The organism is Streptomyces sp. NPDC059567 (assembly GCF_042735655.1).
Classification (GTDB): domain Bacteria; phylum Actinomycetota; class Actinomycetes; order Streptomycetales; family Streptomycetaceae; genus Streptomyces.
In genome coordinates, this window is the sequence record NZ_JBHWBS010000043.1 from 1 (window position 1) to 16,353 (window position 16,353).

At 70.9% G+C, this 16,353-nt stretch carries 13 protein-coding genes and 1 pseudogene; 7 read left to right on the plus strand and 7 right to left on the minus strand.

The window, feature by feature from the left end:
- Window positions 1–526: 526 nt before the first annotated feature.
- Window positions 527–988 carry a nuclear transport factor 2 family protein gene (locus tag ACFVZW_RS20150; RefSeq protein ID WP_384523070.1) on the minus strand — a complete coding sequence of 154 codons (462 nt, stop codon included), beginning with the start codon at window positions 986–988 and terminating at the stop codon, window positions 527–529.
- 311 nt (window positions 989–1,299) lie between these two features.
- Between ACFVZW_RS20150 and ACFVZW_RS20155 the strand changes: the two genes are divergently transcribed.
- Together ACFVZW_RS20155 and ACFVZW_RS20160 are read left to right on the plus strand one after the other, a co-directional pair.
- On the plus strand, window positions 1,300–1,815 hold the full coding sequence (locus ACFVZW_RS20155) for a GNAT family N-acetyltransferase (RefSeq protein ID WP_384523072.1): 516 nt from the start codon (window positions 1,300–1,302) through the stop codon (window positions 1,813–1,815).
- A 12-nt stretch (window positions 1,816–1,827) separates the two neighbouring features.
- Window positions 1,828–1,947 (plus strand): annotated as a pseudogene (locus ACFVZW_RS20160) (BBE domain-containing protein); the annotation flags it as partial.
- A gap of 43 nt (window positions 1,948–1,990) precedes the next feature.
- Here the strand turns inward: ACFVZW_RS20160 and ACFVZW_RS20165 are convergent.
- From ACFVZW_RS20165 to ACFVZW_RS20175, 3 genes are read right to left on the minus strand one after another with little or no spacing between them, the layout of a single operon-like run.
- Window positions 1,991–3,037, minus strand: coding sequence for an ABC transporter ATP-binding protein (locus ACFVZW_RS20165; protein ID WP_384523074.1), 1,047 nt, complete (start codon window positions 3,035–3,037; stop codon window positions 1,991–1,993).
- Window positions 3,034–4,641 carry an ABC transporter permease gene (locus ACFVZW_RS20170; protein ID WP_384523077.1) on the minus strand — a complete coding sequence of 536 codons (1,608 nt, stop codon included), beginning with the start codon at window positions 4,639–4,641 and terminating at the stop codon, window positions 3,034–3,036. The genes ACFVZW_RS20165 and ACFVZW_RS20170 overlap by 4 nt, the downstream gene beginning before the upstream one ends.
- Window positions 4,625–5,644, minus strand: a complete 1,020-nt coding sequence (locus ACFVZW_RS20175) for an iron ABC transporter substrate-binding protein (protein ID WP_384523079.1) — start codon at window positions 5,642–5,644, stop codon at window positions 4,625–4,627. The genes ACFVZW_RS20170 and ACFVZW_RS20175 overlap by 17 nt, the downstream gene beginning before the upstream one ends.
- Window positions 5,645–5,869: 225 nt before the next feature.
- On the opposite strand from ACFVZW_RS20175, the gene ACFVZW_RS20180 reads away from it, so the two are divergent.
- On the plus strand, window positions 5,870–8,464 hold the full coding sequence (locus ACFVZW_RS20180; RefSeq protein WP_384523081.1) for an AMP-binding protein: 2,595 nt from the start codon (window positions 5,870–5,872) through the stop codon (window positions 8,462–8,464).
- Window positions 8,465–9,620: 1,156 nt separating this feature from the next.
- Here the strand turns inward: ACFVZW_RS20180 and ACFVZW_RS20185 are convergent.
- Window positions 9,621–10,586: a pirin family protein gene (locus ACFVZW_RS20185; RefSeq protein ID WP_384523083.1), complete on the minus strand. Its 966-nt coding sequence runs from the start codon at window positions 10,584–10,586 to the stop codon at window positions 9,621–9,623.
- Window positions 10,587–10,739: 153 nt separating this feature from the next.
- Here ACFVZW_RS20185 and ACFVZW_RS20190 point away from each other — a divergent pair, with 153 nt between their 5' ends.
- The 3 genes from ACFVZW_RS20190 (at window position 10,740) to ACFVZW_RS20200 (ending at window position 12,362) form a co-directional block, all read left to right on the plus strand.
- Window positions 10,740–11,084, plus strand: a complete 345-nt coding sequence (locus ACFVZW_RS20190) for a tetratricopeptide repeat protein (RefSeq protein WP_384523085.1) — start codon at window positions 10,740–10,742, stop codon at window positions 11,082–11,084.
- Window positions 11,085–11,180: 96 nt separating this feature from the next.
- Window positions 11,181–11,591, plus strand: a complete 411-nt coding sequence (locus ACFVZW_RS20195) for a DUF6153 family protein (protein ID WP_384523087.1) — start codon at window positions 11,181–11,183, stop codon at window positions 11,589–11,591.
- Window positions 11,592–11,705: 114 nt separating this feature from the next.
- Window positions 11,706–12,362 carry a DUF305 domain-containing protein gene (locus tag ACFVZW_RS20200; protein ID WP_384523089.1) on the plus strand — a complete coding sequence of 219 codons (657 nt, stop codon included), beginning with the start codon at window positions 11,706–11,708 and terminating at the stop codon, window positions 12,360–12,362.
- A gap of 45 nt (window positions 12,363–12,407) precedes the next feature.
- On the opposite strand, the gene ACFVZW_RS20205 is transcribed toward ACFVZW_RS20200, so the two are convergent.
- Both ACFVZW_RS20205 and ACFVZW_RS20210 read right to left on the minus strand, forming a co-directional pair.
- Window positions 12,408–14,072, minus strand: a complete 1,665-nt coding sequence (locus ACFVZW_RS20205) for an amidohydrolase (RefSeq protein ID WP_384523091.1) — start codon at window positions 14,070–14,072, stop codon at window positions 12,408–12,410.
- Window positions 14,073–14,102: 30 nt separating this feature from the next.
- A complete protein-coding gene (locus tag ACFVZW_RS20210) occupies window positions 14,103–15,497 on the minus strand; it encodes a purine-cytosine permease family protein (protein ID WP_384523093.1) in 1,395 nt (464 codons plus the stop codon).
- 140 nt (window positions 15,498–15,637) lie between these two features.
- Here ACFVZW_RS20210 and ACFVZW_RS20215 point away from each other — a divergent pair, with 140 nt between their 5' ends.
- Window positions 15,638–16,252 (plus strand): TetR/AcrR family transcriptional regulator, encoded by a 615-nt coding sequence (locus tag ACFVZW_RS20215; protein WP_384523095.1) that lies wholly within the window; start codon window positions 15,638–15,640, stop codon window positions 16,250–16,252.
- Window positions 16,253–16,353 lie beyond the last annotated feature (101 nt).

The window sequence follows — 16,353 nt, forward strand, 5'->3', positions numbered from 1 at the left end:
CCCTTTGGCCCCCCGGAGTAAAATACTCCCCCCACCCATCCCAACCCGATGGGCCCCGGGGCGGCCCCCCGCGCGTCCCCCCCCGCCCCGCCCCCCGGCCGCCCCCGCCCCCGGGGGGCCGCCGGTTTGGTGCCCGTCCCCGGACAGGGACGGGCACCAGGGCCTGCCGGGTTCAGCACATCTTGTAGTCGTGCCTGGTGGAGTTGTAGGAGCAGGTGCCGGGCTTGGTGCCTTGGCCTTCTGCAGGGTGGCGGTGTCCTTAGCTCGTATGGGGCTCGGGCTCCACTGGCACTGGAGTCCTATGCACGATTGCTCGCCCGGCGCGGCCGGAGCGACGAGGCGTTCACTCTGCTGCAGCCGCACATCGACGACTGGTCCCTCGCTGCGGCCCTGGTCGATGTCGCGGAGGGCGCCGGCCGCGACGAGGAAGCCGCCGCACTGCTCGCCGCCCGGATCCCAACCGAGCGCCCACGCGACACTCCTTGTCGCGTGGGAATCAGACACCGAGTGGCTGTAACGAGTGTGGTCACGGACGGCTTCGGGCGGCCTGTGCCGGTCCCATGCAAGCGGCGGCGATCGCCTCGGTGTCCCAGTAGAAGGGGCGGACTTCAGAGATCCGCCCGTCGTTGACCGTGATCGTCTGCAAGATCGGGAACGTGAGCTCGCGGCCGGTGGCGCGGGCACGAGCACGGACCTGGGTGAGCACCACCGCAATACCGCCGGTGGCGAGGTACTCCTGCTCCGCCATGTCGAACGACTCCCACACCTGGCTCATCGCGAGGAAGAACCCTTCCATGCCCTCGTGCCCATGCCAGGTTCCGCCATAGGGCAGAGCATCGGCTTGATACAGCACGACATCAGGAGCGAAGAAGGGAGCAAGCAGGTCGAACGAAGCCTCGCCCGGGCCTCCGGCCGCCAGGTACTCCGCCTCGGCCGCATACATGCCGGTCAGGACCGTTACCGAGTCAGTCTCGGATCGAATCGTCATACCGCAAGCGTGATCAAACGAGACGGACCACGCTGGCGGTAGTCGGACATCGACCTGAGGCCGACGTCAGTACCAGTGCGCCGACAGCGGTAGGGGCGCGCCTCTCCGCGCCCGCATCCGGCACTGGGCCTCCGCCAACTTGAAGTCGCAGTTCGAAGGTCTGGTGTGCCCCGTGTTCAGGGGACTCACCCTGATCGTGGGCGGCAGCCCGCGGAGAAGATCGTCAGTCAGGAGCCGCTCTCATAAGAGGAGGCACCGACGGCGGGGTAAAGCAGTTCGTCCTGAGGTGCCTGTGCCATTACGGTGGCGCGATGGCGTACGTGCGGGAGATGGATGCGGCCGACATCGAGGCCGTTTCGACGATCCGAGTCCGAGGATGGCAGGCGGCGTACGCCGGCGTCGTTCCCCAGACGTACTTGGATGCCATGACGGTGGAAGGTGATGCCAGGCAACGGCGGCAGTGGTTCTCTCAACCCGGACGAGAGTCACGAGATCTTGTGGCACTCGGTGACCGTGGCCCGGTGGGGTGGATCTGCTTCGGGCCGTGTCGAAGTGAGGCGCCCGATCTGGGACGGGTCGGTGAGGTCTACGCCCTGTACGTCTCGCCGGATCTGATCGGCCAGGGCATCGGCCGGATCCTCCTGGACGAGGCTCATGCTCAGATGAAGGGCCAGGGCTTCGAGGCGTCAGCTCTGTGGGTTCTGCGTGACAACCAACGAGCCCGGCGCTTCTACGAACGGGCTGGCTATCAGGCTGACGGTGCGGCTCAGGACGACGTCTACGACGGGATCACACTCACGGAGCTCCGTTACCAGCACGTGCTTTGAGCCGAGCGACGCTTGACGCATCTTTGCCAGGTCGAGGACCGCCATCTCTCGCTCCAGGATCACCCGGAGAAGTACGCCCGTCTCGTCGCCCTGAAGGACCGCTACGACCCCGGGAACGTCTTCGCCCTCAACCGGAACATCCCGCCGCCGGTAGGGGGCGCCTGGTCGGACTCGTCTAGGCCGTGCCGGGGTGCAAGGTGGCCTCGCCGGCGAGGCGGACGCCGACCCTCCGGCCCGGTTCCACCCGCAGCGGAGTGGGGGTGCGGATGTCGACCTGCTCGTCCAGGCCGACGACGGCGACCGTGACCAGGGCGTCGTGGCCGAAGAAGCGGACATCGGTCACGACGCCTTCGGCGTCGGCGCCGTCCGGCTCCGCGAGCCGGAGCTGCTCGGGCCTCAGGAGGACCAGCCCCTCGCGACGGCCCGCCGGAACGGCGGCCAGCGGGATGCGCCCCAGCGCGGTCGTGGCCACGTCCTTGTCGGCGGTGCCGGGCACGAGGACGGCGTCTCCGACGAAGGAGGCCAGCCACGGGTCCAGCGGCCGGTGGTAGAGCTCCTCCGGGGTGGCGCACTGGGCCACGCGCCCCTCGCGCAGGACGGCGACGACATCGGCGGTGGAGAGCGCTTCCTGCCGATCGTGCGTCACGAGCAGTCCGGTCGCGCCGCTCTCCCTGAGCACGGCACGGACCTCAGCCCGTATGGCACCGCGCAGTCCACTGTCGAGTGCGCTGAACGGTTCGTCGAGGAGCACGAGATGAGGCCGAGGGGCGAGCGCGCGGGCGAGAGCCACGCGCTGCTGCTGACCGCCCGAGAGCTCGTGCGGCATGCGGTCGCCGTAGCCGGGCAAACCCACCAGGTCGAGCATCTCCCCCACGCGCACCCGCCCCGCCGAACGGTCGAGGTCGCTCAGTCCGAAGGCGACGTTCCGGGCCACGCTCAGGTGCGGGAAGAGCGCGCCCTCCTGGGGGACGATCCCGATGCGTCGCCGCTCGGGCGGCAGGTGGACGCCGGGGCCTCCGAGGAGCCGGCTGGCGACGGTCACGGTGCCGGCGTCGGCCTTCAGGAAGCCCGCGATCACCCGCAGCAGAGTGGTCTTGCCGCAGCCGGACGGGCCGAGCACGGCGGCAAGGGCGCCCCCGGGGACGGCGAGGTCCAGGCCGTCGAGGACCGGTGCCCCCGGCCCGTACGCCTTGACGACCTGGCGGACCTCGAGCTCGTTCATGTGCGGTGCCTTCCGAGGAGGTACGAGGGAACGGCTGCCAGCAGGATCAGCGCAGCGGCGTAGGGGGCGGCCGCCGCGAAGGACCCGGTGCCGGTCTCGGTCCACAGCCGGGTCGCCAGGGTGTCCATGCCGGTGGGGCGCAGCAGCAGTGTGGCGGGGAGTTCCTTCATGCAGACGACGAAGGTGAGGGCGGCGCCGGCCGCGACGCCGGGTGCGGCGAGCGGCAGCGTGACCTCCCGGAGCACGCCGAACGGGGTACGTCCCAGGGAGCGGGCCACGTCGTCGAGGACGGGCGGCGCCTGGAGGACGGCGGCGCGGGTGGCGGCCACCGCGACGGGCAGGAAGAGCACAGCGTAGGCGCAGATCAGGAGGGGTGTCTCCTGGTAGAGCGGGCGCGCGTAGCGCACGGCGAAGAAGACGAGGGCGAGGGCCACGGTGATGCCGGGCACGGCGTGGCCCGCGTACGCGGCCTGTTCGAGGAGGTGGGCGAGGCGGCCTCGGTGGCGGGCGGCGATGACGCCGACCGGCAGCGCGAGCAGAGCGGTGAGGGCGGCGCCCGCGGCGGCCACACCGAGGGTGGTGAGCGCGGTGGCGGTCAGCGTGGCCGAGTTCCACGTGGCGGAGGTGCCGACGGCGAGCCAGTACCCGAGCGTGGCGAGCGGGAAGCCGACGGCCAGGGCGACAATCGCCCCGCACCAGGCGAGCGCGAGGGGCTTGAGGCGTCCTAGGGCTACCGGGACGGCCCGCCGGGCGGTTCCGGTGCCGGTACGGGAGTAGACGGCGCGGCCCCGGGTGCGGGTCTCGGCGGCGACGAGCAGCACCGTCATGACGACCAGGACGGCGCTGAGCGCTGCTGCCGGGGTGCGGTCGAAGCTGGCGCGATAGGAGGTGTAGATGCCCCGGGTGAAGGTGTCGTACCGCATGAGGGAGACGGCGCCGAAGTCGGAGAGCACGTACAGCGCGACGAGGAGCCCGCCGCCGGCGGCAGCGGGGCGCAGCTGGGGCAGGGTGACGCGCAGGAAGGTGCGCAGCGGGCCGTGGCCGAGGGAGCGCGCCACCTCCTCGTGGCCGGGATCGGTGCCGCGCAGAGTGGCGGCGACCGGCAGGTACACGTAGGGAAAGCTCGCCAGGGTCAGTGCGATCGCCGAGCCGGTGAAGCCGGCGAGGGACGGCGCGGCGGACAGCCACGCGAACGCGGTGACGTAGCTGGGCACCGCCAGTGGCAGCGTGACCAGTACGGACCAGGCGCGGGCGCCGGGCAGCGCGGTACGGACCGTGAGCCAGGCGAGCGAGATGCCGATGAGCAGACAGGCGGCGACGACCACGGTGGTCAGTCCGAGGCTGCGCAGAAGGAGTTCGCCAGTGCGGGAGTCGGCGATGACGTCCCAGGCGAAGGCGGGGCCGTGTTCGAGGGCGCGCACGGCGAGGTAGCCGAGCGGCAGCACGGCGAGGGCGGCCGCGAGCACGGCGGGCACGATCAGGATCAGGGACGGCCGGCCGACGGCACGCCCCCGCCCGGCAGGTGCCTGGGCACCCGCCGGGCGGGGGTCGCGAAGGGCCGGGGCGGAGCGCTCCGGTGCGGTCACGTCAGACCAGTCCGACATCCTGGAGCATGGCCAGCGTCTCCTTGAGGGAGGCAAGCCGGCCGAGGTCGATCTTCGGCGGCTGCAGGGTCTCCAGCGGCGGCACGCCCTCGGCGGTCTTTACTCCGGCGGCCAGCGGGTACTCCTTCGTCTCCTGGGCGAAGTACTCCTGGGCCTCGGCGGAGAGGAGGTAGTCGACGGCCTTCTGCGCGAACCCGGCCTGCTTCTTGTCGGCGCCCTTGAGGATGCCGACGCCGGCGACGTTGACCAGGCCGCCCGGGTCGCCCTTGGGCAGGTAGTGGACCTTGGCCTTGAGCTTGTCGGCGCCCTTCTCGGCGGCCTGCTCGTACCAGTAGTAGTGGTTGATCAGGCCGAGCGAGACCTCGCTCTTGTCGACGGCCTCAAGGACCTTGAGGTTGTTCTCGTACGCCTTGGGCTCATTGGCCTTCAGGCCTTCGAGCCAGGTGCGGGCGGCGTCGTCGCCCTCCAGGACGCGCATGCCGGTGACGAAGGCTTGGAAGGAGGCGTTGGTCGGAACGAAGCCGATCTTGCCCTTCCACTCCGGCTTCACCAGGTCGTGCACGCTCTCCGGGGGCGTGGGCACCTTGTCGGGGTTGTACGCGATGACGCGGACGCGGCCGCTGACACCGGTCCAGTCACCGGCCGAACCACGGTATTCCTGGGCGACCTTGTCCAGCGTGGCCTTGGGAAGCGGGGCCAGGCGGTTCTCCTTGGAGAGCGCTCCGAGGGCTCCGGCGTCCTGGGAGAGGAAGAGCCCGGCCTCGGTCTTGTCACCCTCCTCCAGGAGCTGCGCGGAGAGCTCGGCACTGTCGCCGTAGCGAACCTCGACGTTGGTGCCGAGATGCTTCTCCAGCTTCTCGATGAGCGGCTTCACCAGGTTCTCGTTACGGCCGGAGTAGATGACCAGTCCGGCCGGTTCGTCGCTGCCGCAGCTCACGAGCGCGGGAACGAGCAGGGCTGCCGCGGTGAGCGCGGTCAGCGTGCGAGCCAAGGGGCGGCGCATGTGAGGTGATGCCTTCCTGCCGTGCCGATCGCTGCCCTCGCCCACGGCGATTGGTTCCTGCGACGAGCGACGAAGAGCTACTGGGAGAACCTGTGAATACCGCATTGATAAGGTAAAGCTAACCTAATGGTCAAGTCAGGCTTTGATAACGGACCGGTCGCGAATAGGCATCCAGCGTCACCACCCCCTCTTCTCGATTAGGAAAGCCTTACCTACGATGCGCCCGTGACGCTCCTCCCTGCCCCGCCCGTCGGCGGCCACGCCCTCCCCCTCGCCCACGGCCTCGCGCTGCACGGCGACCGCACCGCTCTGGTCACCGCCGAGGGCGAGGTCTCCTACGGCGAGTTGGCCCGTCGGGTCGCGGACACCGCCCGGCGGCTCGGCTCCGGGCGCCGCCTCGTGCTCCTCCCCGGCGCCAACGCCGTCGGCGCGCTCGTCGTCCACCTGGCCGCGCTCTCGGCGGGGCACCCGGTCCTACTCGTCCCCGGCGATCACCCGGAGGCCGTTGCGGCGCTGACCGCCGCCTACGACCCGGACGTCGTCGTCCATCCGGGCTCCGGCTCCGGCGAGTGGCGGATCGAGGAGCGGCGGACGGGATCTGCTCACGACCTCCACCCCGATCTCGCCCTGCTCCTGAGCACCTCGGGCTCGACCGGCTCCCCCAAGCTCGTCCGGCTCTCGTACGAGAACCTCCAGGCGAACGCCAAGTCGATCGCCACGTACCTCGGGATCCGCGACACCGACCGGGCCGCGACGACCCTGCCGATGCACTACTGCTACGGCCTGTCCGTCATCCACAGCCACCTGCTGCGCGGCGCCGGCCTCGTCCTCACCGAACTCTCGGTCGCCGACGCCTGCTTCTGGGACCTCTTCCGCACCGCCCTCGGCACGGCCCTGGCCGGAGTCCCGTACACCTTCGACCTCCTCGACCGCGTCGGCTTCGCCGAGATGGACCTGCCCCACCTGCGGTACGTCACCCAGGCCGGCGGACGCCTCGCCCCCGAGCGGGTCACCCGGTACGCCGAGTTGGGGCAGCGTCGCGGCTGGGACCTCTTCGTCATGTACGGCCAGACCGAGGCGACCGCCCGCATGGCCTATCTGCCGCCGGAGCTCGCGACCGCGCATCCGGGAGCGATCGGCGTTCCCGTTCCCGGCGGTTCGTTCTCCCTCGAAGCCGTCGACGAGACCTCCGGGTTCGGGGAGGACGTCGGCGAACTCGTCTACTCCGGCCCGAACGTCATGCTCGGCTACGCCCACACCCCCGACGACCTCGCCCTCGGCCGCACCGTCGACACCCTGCGCACCGGTGACCTGGCCCGGCGTACCGACGACGGCCTGTACGAGATCGTCGGCCGCCGCAGCCGGTTCCTGAAGATCCTCGGCCTGCGGATCGACCCCCAGCAGGTCGAGACGACACTCGAAGAGCGCCACAGTCTCAGCGCGCTGTGCGCGGGGGACGACAAGGGTCTCGCCCTCGCCGTCGTGCGCGAGCCGGGATGGGACGAGCGGCGGATCCGAAGACGCGTCGTCGACGAGTTCGGCCTGCCAGCGCGCGCGATACGCGTCCACCTGCTGCCCGAACTCCCCCGCCTGCCCACGGGCAAGCCCGACTACCAGGCCGTCCGCACCCTGAGCCGGCCGGACGACGCCGGAGTCCCTCCCGGCGGCGCGGGCACCGACGACCTGCGCGCTCTCTACGCCCGGATCCTCGACCGCACGGACGTGACACCCGACAGCACCTTCGTGGGGCTCGGCGGCGACTCCCTGTCCTACGTCGAGATGTCACTCCACCTCGAAGAGCGCCTCGGCCATCTCCCCACCAGCTGGCACACGACACCGATCAGCGAACTACGGCTCCCCGAGCGGAAGACTCCCCTGCGGGCCCGGGTCCGGTCCTTGGAGACCAGCGTCGCTCTGCGCGCGGTCGCGATCGTGTGCATCGTCGGCTCGCACGTCCGTCTCTTCGAGATCCGCGGCGGTGCGCATCTGCTGCTCGCGGTGGCCGGCTTCAACTTCGCCCGCTTCCTACTCACCTCCGCCGAGCGACGCGAACGCGTCCGCCGCACGGGCCGGAGCATCGCGCGCATCGCACTTCCGTGCATGGCCTGGACCGCCTTCGCAATCCTGATCGGCGCCGGCTACGACCTGAGCAACCTCCTCCTATTGCACAACGCCCTCTTCCCGCAGGACATGGGGCCGGGTCTGCACCTGTGGTTCGTGGAAGCGCTCACGTACATCCTCCTCGCGACGCTCGCGCTGCTTGCCCTGCCCGCCGTCGACCGGGCCGAACGGCGCTTCCCGTACGGACTCCCACTCGCCCTCGTCGCACTCGGGCTGCTCACCCGCTACGAGCTGGTCGGCCTCCCCGAACGCTCCCAGATCACCGACGCCGTCACCGTCTTCTGGCTGTTCGCCCTCGGCTGGGCGGCCGCGAAGGCCCGCACGACGCCCCATCGGCTGCTCATCACCCTCGCCGCGCTCGCCACAGTCCCCGGCTTCTTCCCCGGCGAACCACGGCGCGAGGCGTTCGTCCTCATCGGCTTCGTCCTGCTGGTGTGGTTCCCCACGCTTCCCAGCCACCACCGGGTCAATCAGGCGGCGGGGCTCCTCGCGGCCAGCTCGCTCTCCATCTACCTGACGCACTGGCAGATCTACCCGATCCTGGACGACATCTCCGAACCCCTGTCCCTGGCCACCGCCCTCCTCTTCGGCATCGCCTACGCCAAGGGTGCGGACCGTCTGACCCGAAGGCTGCCGGCGCTGCCTCGCCTGGCCGCACTGCGCACGGAATGGCTCGGCTCCCGCCGGAAATACTCCTGAATCGTGCGCCTCGTGATGCTCTGGCGGACGGTGGGCCTGCCAGGGGACAAGTCGAGGTCCGCGAGGAACAGGGCCGGTTCTCCTCACCGTTCAGGGCGTGCACAGCGACCAGCGCGATGACGAGGCGGCCGAACGCCGACTTCGCTTCCTCGAACACGAGGGGACCGAGCGGGGCAGGCGTGTCGAGCGGCCGACACCGAGGGTGCGGGCGGGGTCGCGGGAAGATCCGTTCCTGCTTCAGGGTCCGGAACAGGCTGCGCAGAGCGCAGTCGAGTTGGCCGCCCGCAGCACCAGTCAGGCTCCGGGCCGCCTGCGCGACCCCGCCGTCGTTGACTTCGCGCAGGCTGACCACGCCCCTGTCCGAACAACCTACAAGGAGGGCTGGAGCCCGGACATGTACCTGCGGATGCACCGGAATCCGCGCGGCAGGTGCTGCCGTCGCCATTCACCGCGCAGCACCAACACCCAGGTCCCCACCTCGTGGGCCAGCTGGGCCGGCAGGCCGCTGACCGTGCGCTCGACGGTCGACCTTATGGCCGCACTGGAGAGTCCGTGGCCAAGGCCAAGGCGGCCCCACGGCGGGATGGACGACGGCGGGCACGCCAGCGTCCACGAGATGCCGAAAAGAACGCTGCGGCCGAGAAGAAGGCGCCTACGAAGAGGGCGGCGGCCAAGAAGCCCGCGGCGAAGAAAGCGACGCGGCGGAAGTCCGTCTGAAGAAAGGCAGCGCCGTCGCCTGCGAGTGGGGGGCGTACCGCAGGCGACGGCTGGAGCGAGGCCACTCGCTGAGCTCCCTGTGCCCCCGAATCCCTCCGGTACACCCACCGCTTCACGGGAACCGTGTCCTGGTGGGCTCGGCGCAGTCCGCACGCACCCCCAGCCGTGGCCCTACTGTTACGGCGCTCGCTCATCACTGGATCGATGCGGGCATGGCGACGGTCTTGAGGGATGTCGAGACCAGCTGACTAACCGTCAGCAAAGTCGGCATTGAGTCGGCATCCGTCTGACTAGAGCTGACCACAGATGGACGAACCTGGGAGTCGCCGCCAATCCTGATGCAACTGCGAGCGGCAACGGATTCACGTACCGCACCGGCACTAACCGGAAGCCGTTGTCCGCAACCACGTACACCTGATCCACGTCGAGAAACAGCAGATCAACGGACCCTTCCCCGCGCCTTCAGCGGGGTGGCCGGCAGCTCCGGGGCCGGAAGCGGAGCGCCGTCGTAGCCCTTCACCTCGCCGAATCGGGTGCCGTTCGCCCACGCCTCGCGCGCCTCCTCGATGTCCTGCTGCGAGCGGCCGATCCAGTTCCAGAACATGACGATCTCCTCCTCGAACGGCTCGCCGCCCAGGAGCATCAGGCCGGCGTCCGAGATCGCGCGCAGGGGGAGTTCCGTGCGGCCGCAGCCGAGGTAGAGCATCGAGCCGGGGAGGACCGGGACGCCGTCGACGTGGGCCTCGCCCGACATCGACAGGACCGCGTACTCGAAGTCCGGCTCCAGCGGGAGGTTCGTCTCCGTACCCGCCGCGAGGGCGAGGTCGGCGCCGATCAGGGGGCTGTAGGTGGTGCCGGGGGACTCCGCGCCGTCGAGTTCGCCCATGATCACCGTGGCCGTCAGGCCGGGGGCGGTGACCTGCGGGAGGGTCGCGTGGTGCTGGAAGTGAGGCTCGACGTGGCGGTGGGCGTCCGGGAGCGCGACCCACAGCTGTGCGCCGTGGAGGAAGCGGGCGTGGGACTTGGGGCTCTCCTCCGAGTGGGAGATCGCCCGGCCGGAGGTCATCAGGCCCAGCTCGCGCGGGCGGATCGTCTCGAGGCTGCCCGTGCTGTCCCGGTGCAGGACCTCGCCCTCATGGAGCCAGCTGACGGTCTGGAGCCCCATGTGGGGGTGCGGCGGGACCTGCATCCCGGGCTCGTCGGCGATGTCGTCGGGACCGTAATGATCGACGAACGCCCAGGCGCCGACCATGCGGCGGCCGAGATTCGGGAGCAGGCGGCGGACTTCGGTCGACTCGCCGAGCTGGACGTGGCGGGGACTGAGGAGTTCCCTTACCGGCTCGGCGACGACGAAGCCGCGGCCGCCGCAGACGCTGAGGGCGGCCTGACGATCAAGATTGCTCATGACGCTCAACCTATTCCTGTCCGGGGACGACGTGGGCGTGTCTCCACGCGAAAATGCACAGCGGAACGTAGTGGAATCATCAACCACTCTCCGGTGTTGACCGAAGTGCCACCCCACCGGACGGCAGAGTAGGGATCCCACGAGGGAGAGCAAGTGAACGACACGTACTACGAGTTCGGAACAGCCGGCGAGCGCTGGGACCGTGCCCAGCTGTTCTTCGAGGCGAAGGAGTACCTGACGGCCGTCCGCATCCTGCGCGGCCTGGTCGCCGATCACCCCGAGCAGACGGCGCAGCGCCTGCTGCTCGCCCGCGCCTACTACCACTCGGCGCAGCTCTCCCGCGCCGAGGCCGAGCTGCGCGCCGTGCTCGACCGGGACCCGGTGGAGCAGTACGCCCGGCTGATGCTCGGCCGCACCCTTGAGCGGCAGGGGCGGGCCGCCGAGGCCGCGCCGCACCTGCGGCTCGCCGCCGCGATGGCCGGAGAACAGCTCGACTGACCCCCCTGACGCCGGACCGCACCGGCCCGCCGACTCCCGTGCCCTGCGCGAGGAGCCGGGGACGGTTCGGTAGGCTCGCCGTGGGAGGTTCGAGTCGTGCGTACGGGACGAGTGGGACGCGGCAACACGAGAGCGGGCGGCGCCTTGGCGCAGCTGCTGCTCGTCGTGGTGCTCGCCCTCGGCGTCTTCGTGATGCATGCCGTGGGCCACCCGGAGAGCCCGTCGGACGCCGCGGCGGACGGCATGACGCATGTCTCCGCCGCCCCGCACCCGATGGAGGACGAGGCGCCCGCCTCCTCCCACGATCCCGGCATGGATATGGACATGACCACGCTCTGCGTGGCGGTCCTCGGGATCTGGGCGCTGGCGCGGTTCGTCCTCGCCGCGCTCGGACGCCGCCCCGACTGGCTGGTCCGGCTCCTCGGCCGACTCACCCACGCGCCGGGTCCGAACGCCCCGCCGCCCATACCTCCCGACCTCGCCCAGCTGTCCGTACTGCGGATTTAGGCCGAACCGCCACCGCGGGCACTTTGTGCTGCCCGCAGAAGCGTCCGTTCAGCCCTTTCCGCGCGTACGCGTCGCTCGCGTACGCCGTACGACAGCACACGAGGTGTGACACACATGCGTGCCTTCGACAACCCCACCAGCAGGAAGCCGGCGCTCGCCGGCGCCGTGGCCGCCGCGGCGCTCCTGCTCTCCGCCTGCGGCTCCGGCAGTGGCTCCGACAGCGACTCCACGAGCGGGATGGACCACGGCGCGAAGACCGGCGCGTCCGCCACCGCCGCCCCCTCCGCCTCCCCCGGCGCCTTCAACGACGCGGACGTCGCGTTCGCGCAGGCGATGATTCCGCACCACGAGCAGGCCCTCGCGATGGCGAAGCTCGCCGACGGGCGGGCCGAGGACGCCGGCGTCAAGAAGATCGTCGCCGACGTCGAGAGGGCCCAGGATCCGGAGATCCGGAAGATGAAGTCCTGGCTCAAGGGCTGGGGCAGGCCGGAGTCCGCCGGACAGAACGGTCACGGCGGCGCCCACGGCGGTCACGACATGGCCGGGATGATGTCCGAGCAGGACATGAAGGACCTGGAGTCCCTCAAGGGCAAGGCCTTCGACCGGAAGTTCGCCGAGCTGATGATCGCCCACCACGACGGGGCGGTCGAGATGGCCAGGGCCGAGCAGAAGGACGGCCGGAACGAGACGGCGAAGAAGCTCGCCGACGACGTGGTGCGGACGCAGTCCGCCGAGATCACGGAGCTGCGGGAGATCCTCGGCCGCCTCTGACGGTCCCGTACCGGCGGCCCTCCCTTCCGGAGGGCCGCCGGTACCTCAGCGGTCCGTTGCCGTACGGACGACCTCGCCGCCCACCACGACGGTCTCGGCCACCGTTCCCGGAATCCGTTCCGGGTCCAAGCGGAGGATGTCGCGGGAGAGGACCACGAAGTCGGCGAGCTTGCCGACGCTCAGCGAACCCCGCTCCTCTTCGAGGAAGTTGGCGTACGCCGAACCCATCGTGTAGCCCTCGATCGCGGTGGCGACGTCGATCGTCTCCTCCGGGGTCCAGGGCTCCCCGCCGCCGTGGAGCGGGCGGCGGGTGACCGCCGTGTAGATGCCGACCATCGGGTCCATCTCCGCGACGTTCCAGTCGCTGGAGAGGGCGAGGACGGCTCCGGCGGCATGCAGGCTGCGCAGGGGCCATGCCTTGTGCCAGCGGTCGGGGCCGATGTTCTCGGCCCAGTCCTGGCCCGGGCCCGCGATGTCGGGGGCGGCGTGCCGGGGTTGCATGCAGGCGACGACCCCGAGTTCGGCGAAGCGCGGGGTGTCGGCGGGGTCGAGGCACTCGACGTGGACGACCTGATGGCGGGCGTCGCGCGGCCCGTTGGCGGCGCGGGCGCGGGCGACGGCGTCGAGGACCGTACGGATGCCGCGGTCGCCGGTGGCATGCACGAAGCACTGGAAGCCGCGCGCGTCGAGTGCGGTGAGCAGCTCGGCGAACTCCTCCGGCGGGTAGAACGTGTCGCCGCGGTGGTGTCCGCACCCGGCGTACGGCTCCAGGAGGGCGGCCGTACGGGGCTCGACGACATCGTCGATGTACAGCTTGAGGGGGCCGACGCGGAACCGCTCGTCGTCGAACTGCCGTGCCGTGGCGGCGAATTCGTCGAGATCACCCTCGGTGGTGCCGCGCGGGTGGAAGAGGGCGGCGACGATCCGGGAGCGGAGCCGGCCCTCGGCGCGGGCCCGCTCGAAGAGGGCGAGGTCGTCGAGGGAGTTCTGGGGTTCGACGACGGTGGTGATGCCGTAGCCGATGGCGTCGTCGAGGCTCTTGGCCAGCCGGCCGTACTGCCGGTCGGGCGCGGCCCACGGCACGCCCAGATCGCGCAGGGCGCGGTGGCCCGCGCGGGAGAGCCCCTTGACCGCGAAGTCCTTGACGAATCCCGTGGGCTCGCCGGTCTCGGGGTCCGTGACGGCGGTGCCGAACGGCACGTCGACATGGTCCCGGTCGATGCCGAGGCGGTGCAGGGCGGCGGTGTTGAGCCAGGCGGTGTGCACGTCGTAGCTGAGGACGAGTGCGGGGGTGTCGCCGGTGACCGGGTCGAGATCGGCCGCGGTCGGCATCCGGCCGCCGGGGATCGCCGAGTAGTCGAAGGCCTCGGCCTCGATCCACGGGGCGTCGGGGTGGGCGGTGTGCCAGGTGCGGATCCGCTCGTGGATCTCGTCGAGGGTGCGGGCGCCGGCGAGCTGGACGCAGGCGTCGTCGGATCCGAGGCGTACGTGGTTGTGGGCGTCGATGAACCCGGGCAGGACGAGTCGGCCTCCCGCATCCATGATCCGGGTGTCGGGTCCGACCCAGACGGCCGCGTCGGCGTCCGCGCCGAGCCAGACGATCCGTCCGTCGCGCACGGCGAGCGCCTCGGCCTCCGGGAGCGTGGGGTCGACGGTGTGGACCCTGGCCCGGGTGAGGACCAGATCGGCGGGGGTGGTGCTGCTGTTCATTCGGGCGGACTCCAGCTTCTTTCAGGGGTGTTACGGCCGCGCGGGGGTGACGGCGCGGCGGGCGAGGAGGACGTAGACGATCGCGGAGACCGCCGCGCCGAGGAGGGTGAGGTCGGCGCCGCCGAGCGGGGCGACGAGCGGACCGGTCCAGAGCTCGGAGTCACAGGTGAGCGCGGCGAAGAGCATTCCGGCGAGCAGGGCGACCATCCCGGCCGGGTGCCAGCCGGAGCGGTACCAGTAGCCGCCGCCCGGTCCCGCGTGCAGGGCGGCGGAGTCGTAGGAGCAGCGGCGCAGGACCATGTCGGCGAGGAAGACACCGCCCCAGGGGGCGAAGACGATGATCAGGAGGGAGAGGAAGGCGAGGAGCGAGGTGGTGAAGTCGGTGAGGAAGAGCGCGCCGAGCGAGCCGAGGGCGGTGACGGCGGCGCTGATCACGATGGCGCGGGCGCGGCTCCACGGGATGCCGAGGACCTGGAGGTTGAGGCTCGAGGAGTAGAGCGTGATGATCGAGTTGGTGACCGAGCCGCCGAGGATCAGTGCGAGGAAGAGGGGCTGGAACCAGCCGGGGAGCAGCCCTTCGGCACCGGCGACCGCGTCCGTCATGTCGGTCTGGGTCGCGGCGGCGACCCCGGCGACGCCCAGGGCGACGGAGGAGAGGAAGCCGCCGAGCGCGCCGCTCCAGGTGAGGGCCTTGAGCGAGGTGGTGCGCGGCAGGTAGCGGGTGTAGTCGGCCGGCATCGGGAGGTACGAGAAGGGGCCCGCGAGCATGACGACGAAGGCGAGGCTCCAGCCGGCGGCGCCGGGTCCCGCGGCCGGTGCCAGCGTGTCGGCGCCGGGGAGCACGAAGGCCAGCAGGCCGGCGAAGCCGAGCGCGAGCGCGTAGGCCATCCAGCGTTCGGCGAACTGGACGGTCGCGTGGCCCCACAGGGCGACGGCGAAGGTCAGGGCCAGGGTCACGAACAGGGCGAGGGCACGTGAGGTGTGGCCGCCGCTCCAGCCGAGGTCGGCGAAGAGGGCGTCGAGGGCGAGGGTGCCGACGACCGTGTTGACGATGGTGTAGCCGATGCTGACGACCCAGTTGAGCAGCCCGGCGGGCCAGTTGCCGCGGACGCCGAAGGCGGCTCGGGATATGACGAGGGTGGCGGTGCCGGTACGGACGCCGCTCAGTCCGGCGGCGCCGATGACGAAGAAGGAGAGTCCGCCGATGACGACGACCGCGGTGGCCTGCCAGAAGGAGAGGCCGAAGGCGACGGCGAGAGCGCCGTTGATCACATAGGTGAAGGTGAGGTTGGAGCCGAACCAGAGCCAGAAGACGTCCCTGGCGCTGCCGTGGCGTTCCGCGTCGGGGATGGGGTCGATGCCGTGGCCCTCGACCTGGAAGACCTGGTCGCGACCGACGTCCGCCGCTGTCTCCATCTGCACCATGCGCACTCCCAGACTTTGAATGCCGTTCTAGAACTTAGAATGGCATTCAAGATGTGGGAGAGGGGTCCACCGCGTCAAGACCCTCCGGGCCCCCGGTTAAAGTCGTGACCATCGGGTCAGGGGTGACGGAGGCGGAACGGGTGGCAGGGGCAGCGCGGCGGCGCGACGGGCACATCGCCCAGGAACGGATGCTCGAGGAGGCCATGGCGGCCATCGCCGAGGGCGGCCTCGCTTCGCTGACCATGTCGGCGCTGGCCGAACGCCTGGGCACGAGCGGCGGCCACATCCTGTACTACTTCGGCAGCAAGGATCTGCTGCTCCTTGCCGTGCTGCGCTGGAGCGAGGCCGCCCTCGCCGAGGAGCGCCGGGCGCTGCTGGCGCGGCGGCTGACGGCGGAACGCAAGCTCGACCTCTTCCTGCGGCTCTATCTCCCGCACGGCCCGCGCGATCCGCGCTGGACGCTCTGGATCGAGCTCTGGCCCCGCACCCCGGGGAACGAAGCCCTGCGCGAGGCCCAGCGGGAGCTGGACCGCGGCTGGCAGGAGGACCTCGAAACGCTGCTCACCAAGGGTGTGACCCAGGGCCGGTTCGCGCCGATGGACGCGGCCGACGTCACGGCCCGCGCTTCCGAACTCCTCGCACTCCTCGACGGTCTGAGCACCCGCGTGGTCCTCGGCCAGGAATCCGGACCGGACGCGCGCCCCGCGCTCCAGGCGGCCCGGGCGGCGGCGGACCTGCTGATCCCGAGGGCTTGAGGCGGGCGGTTCGACGGATCGTCTCCGTCGTCGGCGGGGCGATGGGGCGGCGATGCGCGAGACCGCGGGGCGGCGAAGCGCGAGGCTGCGGGGCGGCGAGA